Below are 7,849 nucleotides of genomic sequence, written 5' to 3'. Positions count from 1 at the left end.
GGCTGCGCGCCACCCGGTTGGCGGTTGAGTTAGTAGTGCATTCCGGCCTCTTAGCTGCCCCCCCCGGGGCCCAACTTTTCCCTTGGGGCCGGGGGCGGGTCTGTAGTGGGAGAAGGGGGTGCCCCCGCGCACCCCGTCCGCCCACCCCCCCGCCCGGAGGCAGTCATGAGCAGCAACGGCTTCACCACGTGCCTGTGGTTCGACGGCGACGCGGAGGCCGCCGCCGACTACTACCTGTCCGTGTTCAGGGACGGCAAGCGCGGCCGGACCGGCCGTTACACCGAGGCGGGGCCCGGCCCGGCCGGCGAGGTGATGATCGTCGAGTTCGAGATCAACGGCCAGAAGTTCGTCGGACTCAACGGCGGGCCGCAGTTCCCGTTCACGGAGGCGATCTCCTTCCAGATCCACTGCGCGGACGAGGCGGAGGCGGACTACTACTACGACGCGCTGACCCGGGACGGCGGCGAGGAATCCGCCTGCGGCTGGGTCAAGGACAGGTTCGGCGTGTCCTGGCAGGTCATCCCGCCCGGCGCCATCGACCTGGTGACCGACCCGGACCCGGCGCGGGCCGCCCGCGCCACCGCCGCGATGATGAAGATGAAGAAGCTCGACGTGGCCGAGATGCGGCGGGCCGCCGACGCCGCCTGACCGGCCGCCGGGTTCAGCCGGCGATCCGGGCCAGGAGGGCCGGCAGGGCGGTGCCGATCGGTTCGCGGATCACCTCGTCGGCGAGGGCGTCGTACGGCGTCTCCTCCGCGTTCACGATGATCAGGCGGGCCCCCGCCTCGGCGGCCATCCCGGCCAGCGAGGCGGCGGGCTGCACCTGGAGCGTGGACCCGACGGCGATGAACACGTGGCAGCCCTTGGCGATGGCCACCGCCTGCGCCAGCACCTCCGGATCGAGGTTCTGGCCGAACATCACGGTCGCCGCCTTGAGGATCCCGCCGCAGGCCCGACAGGCCGGATCCGGTTCCCCGGCGGCGAGCCGGTCCAGCGCCTCGTCCATCCCCGAGCGGGCACCGCAGGCCGTGCAGACCACCTCCCGGGCGGTACCGTGCAGCTCCAGCACCTTGCGCGCCGACACCCCGGCCAGCTGGTGCAGCCCGTCCACGTTCTGGGTGATCACCCGCACCGGGGTGCCGCTGCGCTCCAGTTCGGCGACGGCCAGGTGCGCCGCGTTCGGCCGGGCGGCGAGCGCCCCGATCTCGGCGCGCATCCGCCAGGACCGGCGCCGGATCTCCGGATCCGTCATGTAGTACTCGTACGTCACGAGCTTCTCGGCATCGGGCTCCCGGCGCCACAACCCCTGCGGCCCCCGGTAGTCCGGAATCCCGGAGTCGGTGGACATCCCGGCCCCACTGAACACTGCGACGAGCGGCTTACCCATGCCCCGACCCTACGGAGCACCGGCGCCGGACCGCGACTGCATTTACCACCCGGTCACGGCCGGGCGCCGCCGTCCCGCGGGGACTCCGCCTGCGTCCATCCGCTGCGGGGAATCCCCCTGCGGTGAATCCCGGCCTCCACCGGAGTGAGATCCTGCGCCCGCCCGGGCCCGCGCCCCGGCGCGCCGGTTACACATGCGGCATGAGACTCATGCCGTACGGTCTCGGCGCCGCGCTGCTCAGCCTGCTCGCGCTGCCGGCCCCGTCCTCATCCGCCGCCGCTGCCGACCCGGCTCCCGCGCACGCCCGGTACCGGCACACGGCCGCCGACATCAGCCGCTTCCTCACCTCCTTCTACGGAGACCACGGCCCCTCCGCCCACGACCGGTCCCAACGGATCTCGCAGCACCTCAAGGACAGACAGGCACTGACACTGAGCCAGGACCTCGACATACTGCTCTGCGCCCGGCAGGAGCCACAGGACATCGCCGTCGGCCCGGTGACCGTCGCGCAGTCGGCCAACGTCGGCTGGGCCACCGTCACCACGCACTGGGACGCCGGCACCACCGACACTTTCACGGCGTACGTCCGCCTCGACTCGCAGCCGATCTCGCTCGACGACGTCATCTGCGCGGGCTGACCACCGGCACGGGGGCGGCAGCGGCCCCGTAGGCTGGCCGCATGCCGACCACCGTCCTGTACTGTTCCGATCCGCTGAACGAGCGCCGGGTCGACGCCCACTTTGCGACGGAGGCCCGGCAGCTGCGCGCGGACGGCGCCGCCGTCCACCTCGTCGACCACGACGCGCTGGTGGCCGGGGACGCCGAACGCGCCGTGGCCCGGGTGCCCGCGGGGGCGGGACCGCTCTGGTACCGCGGCTGGATGCTCCCCGCCGACCGGTACGCCGAGCTCGACGCGGCACTGCGGCTGCGCGGCGCCCGGCTCCGCACCGACCCGTCGCGCTACCGGCGCGCCCACGAACTCCCCGGCTGGTACGCGACGTTCGCCGATCTCACCCCGGCCAGCCGCTGGGTTCCCGCCGCTCCGGGCCGGGCACCGGACCCGGAGCGGCTCGCGGCGCTGGCGGCCGGGCTGCCGGCCGGGGCCGCCGTGGTCAAGGACTACGTGAAGTCCCGCAAGCACGAGTGGGACGAGGCCTGCCACGTCCCCGACACGGCCGACCGGGCCGCCCTGCACCGGGTGGTGAGCCGATTCGTCGAACTCCAGGGCGAATTCCTCGCCGGCGGCGTGGTCCTGCGCGCCTTCGAGCCGTTCGGACCGCCCGGGCCGGGGCCGGACGCGGCGCCCGGGGAGATCCGTGTGTGGTGGCGGGACGGTGCCCCGCAGCTGGTCACCCCGCACCCCGACAGCCCGGCAGGCGCCGGTGCAGTGCCGGGCGGGGTCGGAGGCGGAGCGCAGCCCGGCCCGCCGGCTCTCGAACCGGTGCGCGCCGCCGTCGAAGCACTGGACTGCCCCTTCGTCACGACCGACCTCGCCCTGCGCGCCGACGGTGTCTGGAGGGTCGTCGAAGTGGGTGACGCACAGGTGAGCGATGTCCACCGCGCGGTCGATCCGGCCGCCTTCGCACGGCTGTTGACGGCTGCCCGGCGCTCCTGACGGCCTCTCGCCCATCTGGTACAACACGGCACATGACGGGATTCGAGATCACCGGCGCGAGCGCCGCCGACATGGACCTGATGCGCACCTGGGCCGACGCCGAGGGCTGGAACCCCGGCGAATCCGACCGGTTCGCGTTCGCCGTCGCCGATCCGGGAGGCTTCCTCATCGGCCGGGTCGACGGCGAACCGGCGGCCTGCATCTCGGCCGTGCGGTACGGGTCCGGCTTCGGCTTCATCGGCTTCTACATCGCGAACCCCTCCTTCCGCGGCCAGGGGTACGGGATCCGGCTCTGGCATGCCGGCATGGACCGGCTCGCCGGCCGGCTCGTCGGCCTCGACGGCGTGGTCGAGCAGCAGGACAACTACCGCAAGTCCGGGTTCCTGCCGGCCTGGAACAACGTCCGCCACGAGGGCCGGCCGCATCCCGCGGGGCCCGGCGGCGCGGGCGCGGCAGCCGGCGCGTTCGAGGTGGTCGACGCCGCCGCGCTGCCCTTCGGCCTGCTCGCCGCGTACGACCGGCGGTTCTTCCCCGAGGCCCGCGACTCCTTCCTGTCGGCCTGGACCGCGCTGCCCGGGCGGACCGCGCTCGCCGCCGTCCGTGACGGCCGGATCGAGGGCCTCGGCGTGGTCCGCCCGTGCAGCGGGGCCTCCCGGATCGGCCCGCTGTACGCGGCCACCCCGCAGGTCGCGGCCGCCCTGCTGCACCGGCTCGCCGAGCGCACCCCGGACGGGGTGGTCGCCGTGGACGTGCCGGACGCGAACCCGGCCGCCACGGAGCTGGTGGCTGGCCTCGGCCTGACCCCCACCTTCGAGGCCGCCCGCATGTACACGGGGCCGGCGCCGGACATCGAACTGTCCGGGCTGTACGGGGTGACGAGTCTCGAACTCGGCTGACAGCACACGAGCTGGGCGACGTCGAAGCCCTGTGGGAGATGTGCGGCTCGTCGACCAGCGGGACGGGCTGGCGGCGGCCGAGCCGTGGTTCCGGAGGGCAACCCGGGGCGGGCACCTCTTCGCCGGGCGGATGTTCCGGCCCGGCCGCGCCTGCAACATCGACGGCGACGACCCGCCGTGATCCGGGCGGCGGTCGCACGGCGCCGCCCGGTCCACCCGGCCTCGCCCGGTCAGAAGTCGAACAGGGTGCCGCTGCTGTGCCGCAGGGCGCACGGGTTGGCGAAGGTGTACGAGTAGCTGATCCGCCGGCCCTGCCAGACGCCGTCGGCGGTGACCGTCATGGGGTTCCACTCCCTCGTGCAGTCGACGTTCGGCAGGGGTTCGGCGAGCGCGTCCAGCTGGTCGGCGTGCGTACGCAGTTCGGCGCACGCGGCGGCCGGGGACGGGTGGGTGCCGCGCGGGGCGGGTGAGCAGGACAGGGTCACCGCGCGCAGCGCCGTGCCGTACCCCGGGTCCTCCCCGGCGGTGACGGCGAGGACGAGGGCGGAGGGCGCGTACATGCTCTCGGTGCCGGTCGGTGCGGCGTCGGCGGTTCCGGGCCAGGCCAGCGCGGTGAGCGCGGTGAGCGCCATGGCGGCGGAACCGAGGCCGAGACTCCGTGCGATGGACCGCATTTCGAACTCCTTGGGGTGGGTGCTTCGGATAGCGGACAGGAGTCTTGCCGACGCGGGCGCTGAACGCCCGTTCGCACCCCCATTTTTCGTCACCGATCGTGAGCGAATGTATGCAGTCCGCAGCCGTGCGAGGGCGCTGACCTGTGCCGGAGCGGCCCTTCGAAACGGCCGAACACACGCGCTGAAACCTTTGTCCAGAGCGTCTGGCCGGGGGGTTTACCCGGTGTTCACAAACCTGCTCCGGCGTGCGGGGCGTACAGGTCGAGCAGCCGGGTCCGGGTCTGCTGGAGGCGCATCGCGAGTACCCGTCCGACCCAGTGCCCGACGGCGGAGCCGAAGGTCGGGTCGGCGTCCATGAGCATCCGCACGGAGGTCGCGTCGAACTCGTACGCGCGCACCGGGGTCATCGCCTCCGCGCTGAGCTGCCAGACGTACGGCGGGAACAGCCAGGACCAGCCGACCAGCTCCCCGGGGCCGAGGTTCTCGACGGGGGCGGGCCGCCGGCGGCCGGCTACCGGGATCTGCAGGGTCACCGTGCCGGAGCGCACGATCCAGAACGACTCGGACGGGGTGCCCTCGTCGAAGATCCGCGCCCCCTCGGGAAAGTTGACCTCGCGGGCGTGGGACATCAGCCGGCCGCGGTGTTCGGCGGAGAGCACTGCGGCGATTCGGATGGGGGAAGGTGTGCTCACGACGGCCTCCGATCAGGGCCCCCCGCTAACCCCAGTGTGGCCGACACCCGCGCGAATGCGGCAGGTGGCGGCGCCACTGTTTGCCCTCATTCCTCGGCACCGGCTTCCAGGCAGGCCAGCTCCATCGCGTCGAGCACCGCCTCGTGGCTGCGCCGGCTCAGCTCGGCCACGTTCTCGATCTGCGCCGTCGCCCAGGACGCCAGCGTCATCACCAGGACGCGCAGCCCGTCCGTGCCGTGCTCGGCGAGGATCTCGTCGGCCACGGCCATCGCGTCCTCGGGCACCCGTTCCGGGGGCTCCAGCCCGGCCAGGCCCCGCAGCATGACCAGGGTGCGGCGGGAGATCTCCGGGGTCAGCCTCGCCAGCCGCAGGTCCTCTTCCTCGTCCACCGGCCCCGCCGCCTTCCCGTCCGTCGACCTCGCCCGCTCCCTTCAGGGCACGGTAGAGGCCGCGGGGCGCCCGCGGGTGGGTTTCGGCCGGGCGGGCCCGTGGAAAGTGGCGGCAGCACGGGTTCCCCGGGGGCTGACCGGCCGGTAACTTGTCCGCGGCAGTCGCCCGCCCGGGTGGCCCGACCCGGCGGGAGCCCGATGAAGAGCCTCGTGCGTCCCTTGCTCACGACCCTCCTGCTGCTGGCTCCGGCCCTGCCGGCCGCCGCCGCTCCGACCGCGGCCGCCGCCGCTCCGGCGGCCCCGGCGGCGCAGCAGGCCAGGGCAGCGGAGGAGGCCGGGGCAGCGGAGGGGGCGCGGGCCACGGTGGAGGCCCCGGCCGAGGGCTGGACGCCGCCGCTGTCCACCCGGGGCCGCTTCATCGTCGACGCCCACGGCAACCGCTTCCGCCTGCGCTCCGGCAACTGGGACGGCGCCCAGGGCTCCTGGACCGGCACCGGCGACCGCACCGACCCCGCCAACCACCACGCCGGCCAGACCGCGCACGGCATCCCGCTGGGCCTGGACCGGGTGCCCCTACCGACCCTGCTGGCGGACTTCCGCGCCCTCGGGCTCAACAGCATCCGGCTGCCCTTCTCCAACGAGATGCTCCGCACGTCCGAGCACGTCCCCGACGCGGCGGTCGCCGCCAACCCCTCCCTGCGGGGGCGGACGCCGCTCCAGGTGTTCGACGCCGTCGTCGCCGCACTCACCGACGCCGGCTTCGCGGTCATCCTCAACAACCACACCGTCACCACCCGCTGGTGCTGCGGCCTCGACGGCAACGAGCGCTGGAACAGCGGCCGCACCACCGCCCAATGGGCCGACGACTGGGTGTTCCTGGCCCGCCGCTACCGCGACAACCCGCGGGTGGTCGGCGCCGACCTCTACAACGAGGTCCGCCGTGACACCTTCGACGACCCCAACTGGGGCCTCGGCGACAACCACGACTGGCACGCCGCCGCCCAGGAGGCCGGCGACCGGATCCTCACCGAGGCCAACCCGAACCTGCTCATCGTGGTCGAGGGGATCAACTGGACCGGCATCCCCGTGAACGGCTTCCCGCACGGCCGCCCCACCCTCACCCCCGTCCGCACCCTCTCCCACACGCTCGTCGTCTCGAACAAGCTCGTGTACTCGGCCCACTTCTACGGCTACACGGGCCCCCGGCACAGCGGCGCGACCGGCCTGGGCGAGACCAGCGACCCGCGCTACCAGGACCTGAGCCGCGCCGAGCTGGAGAAGGCCGTGTACGAGCAGGCCCTCTACGTCTCCGCCGAGACCGGCACGCACTTCACCGCACCCGTCTGGATCAGCGAGTTCGGCACGGAGCCGACGAGACGGGCGAGCGCCCGCGCGCCTGGTTCCCCCGCCTCACCGGCCAGCTGGCCACCGCCGACGCCGACTTCGCGTACTGGCCCCTGGTCGGCTGGAGCACCACCGCCCAGGGCACCCCCGGCGGTGACACCTGGGCCATCCTCCGCTACGACGCCGCGGGCCACCGCTCCGGAGTGCTCGACGCCGCCGACTGGCGCACCGCGCCGTGGAACGCGCTCGCCACCGCCCCCGGGCGCACCGGAACCGTGCCCGCCGTGCCCGGCTGGCACCAGCTGACCACCGACCACCGCGACCACAACGCCTCCCTGCTGACCCGGGCCGGCGGCGACTGGGACAGCGGAGCCCGCAAGGCGGTCTGCCCCGACGGCTCCCGCCTGGCCGGCCTGTCCCACACCGGTGGCCGCGGCCTGTGCAGCGATGCGGACCTGCGCGCCCCGGGCGGTGCGCACGCCGTGGTCCGCGACGAGTCCCACGTCCCGGCGGGCGGCGACTGGGCGACCGGGTACACCAAGTTCCAGTGCCCGGCCGGAGGGTTCCTGATCGGCTACGGTCTGCGCGGCCAGCGGGTCTCGGCGGCGCTGTGCGCACCGGCCCGCACCGCCCTGCCGGCCGGCGGGGGACGCACGGTCTGGTTCGACCGCGGAGACGACCGCCCGGCGGGCGGCCCCGGCGGTGACTACGCGTCCGGCCACTACAAGGGCCAGTGCCTGCCCTCCGAGTACGCCGCCGGCATCGCCTTCACCACCCGCGTCGCCTCCCGCCCGTCCCCGGCCGCCCTGCTCTGCCGCCCCCTGCCGACCCCCTGACCCGGTCGGCGCCGTC

9 protein-coding genes and 1 pseudogene are annotated in these 7,849 nt (G+C 74.1%); 6 read left to right on the top strand and 4 right to left on the bottom strand.

Annotation, left to right across the window (positions count from 1 at the left end):
• The first annotated feature begins 165 nt into the window (after positions 1-165).
• Positions 166-648, top strand: coding sequence for a VOC family protein (locus tag ACFVGY_RS02900; protein ID WP_385669974.1), 483 nt, complete (start codon positions 166-168; stop codon positions 646-648).
• A gap of 13 nt (positions 649-661) precedes the next feature.
• Here ACFVGY_RS02900 and ACFVGY_RS02895 read toward each other — a convergent pair whose 3' ends face one another.
• Positions 662-1,387 carry an NAD-dependent deacetylase gene (locus ACFVGY_RS02895; RefSeq protein ID WP_385669971.1) on the bottom strand — a complete coding sequence of 242 codons (726 nt, stop codon included), beginning with the start codon at positions 1,385-1,387 and terminating at the stop codon, positions 662-664.
• 200 nt (positions 1,388-1,587) lie between these two features.
• On the opposite strand from ACFVGY_RS02895, the gene ACFVGY_RS02890 reads away from it, so the two are divergent.
• From ACFVGY_RS02890 to ACFVGY_RS02875, 4 genes are read left to right on the top strand one after another with little or no spacing between them, the layout of a single operon-like run.
• Positions 1,588-2,025, top strand: a complete 438-nt coding sequence (locus tag ACFVGY_RS02890) for a hypothetical protein (RefSeq protein WP_385669968.1) — start codon at positions 1,588-1,590, stop codon at positions 2,023-2,025.
• A gap of 41 nt (positions 2,026-2,066) precedes the next feature.
• Entirely contained in the window at positions 2,067-3,002 is a 936-nt protein-coding gene (locus ACFVGY_RS02885; protein ID WP_385669965.1) for an ATP-grasp domain-containing protein, read from the top strand.
• 32 nt (positions 3,003-3,034) lie between these two features.
• A complete protein-coding gene (locus tag ACFVGY_RS02880) occupies positions 3,035-3,898 on the top strand; it encodes a GNAT family N-acetyltransferase (protein WP_385669961.1) in 864 nt (287 codons plus the stop codon).
• Between the two features lie 40 nt (positions 3,899-3,938).
• Positions 3,939-4,079 carry a hypothetical protein gene (locus ACFVGY_RS02875; RefSeq protein ID WP_385669959.1) on the top strand — a complete coding sequence of 47 codons (141 nt, stop codon included), beginning with the start codon at positions 3,939-3,941 and terminating at the stop codon, positions 4,077-4,079.
• A 49-nt stretch (positions 4,080-4,128) separates the two neighbouring features.
• Here the strand turns inward: ACFVGY_RS02875 and ACFVGY_RS02870 are convergent, their stop codons facing one another.
• The 3 genes from ACFVGY_RS02870 to ACFVGY_RS02860 form a co-directional block, all read right to left on the bottom strand.
• The gene (locus ACFVGY_RS02870; protein ID WP_385669956.1) at positions 4,129-4,572 is read right to left on the bottom strand and encodes an SSI family serine proteinase inhibitor; all 444 of its coding nucleotides are present in this window, start codon (positions 4,570-4,572) and stop codon (positions 4,129-4,131) included.
• Positions 4,573-4,799: 227 nt separating this feature from the next.
• Positions 4,800-5,264 (bottom strand): Crp/Fnr family transcriptional regulator, encoded by a 465-nt coding sequence (locus ACFVGY_RS02865; protein ID WP_385669953.1) that lies wholly within the window; start codon positions 5,262-5,264, stop codon positions 4,800-4,802.
• A gap of 86 nt (positions 5,265-5,350) precedes the next feature.
• Positions 5,351-5,653, bottom strand: coding sequence for a hypothetical protein (locus ACFVGY_RS02860; protein WP_385669950.1), 303 nt, complete (start codon positions 5,651-5,653; stop codon positions 5,351-5,353).
• 198 nt (positions 5,654-5,851) lie between these two features.
• Between ACFVGY_RS02860 and ACFVGY_RS02855 the strand changes: the two are divergent.
• Positions 5,852-7,833: pseudogene (locus ACFVGY_RS02855) on the top strand (glycoside hydrolase family 5 protein).
• Positions 7,834-7,849 lie beyond the last annotated feature (16 nt).

This window comes from Streptomyces sp. NPDC127106 (assembly GCF_042677605.1).
Lineage (GTDB): Bacteria > Actinomycetota > Actinomycetes > Streptomycetales > Streptomycetaceae > Streptomyces.
Note: the sequence above shows the minus strand (reverse complement) of the source record. Positions and strands in the feature narration are given on the sequence as shown.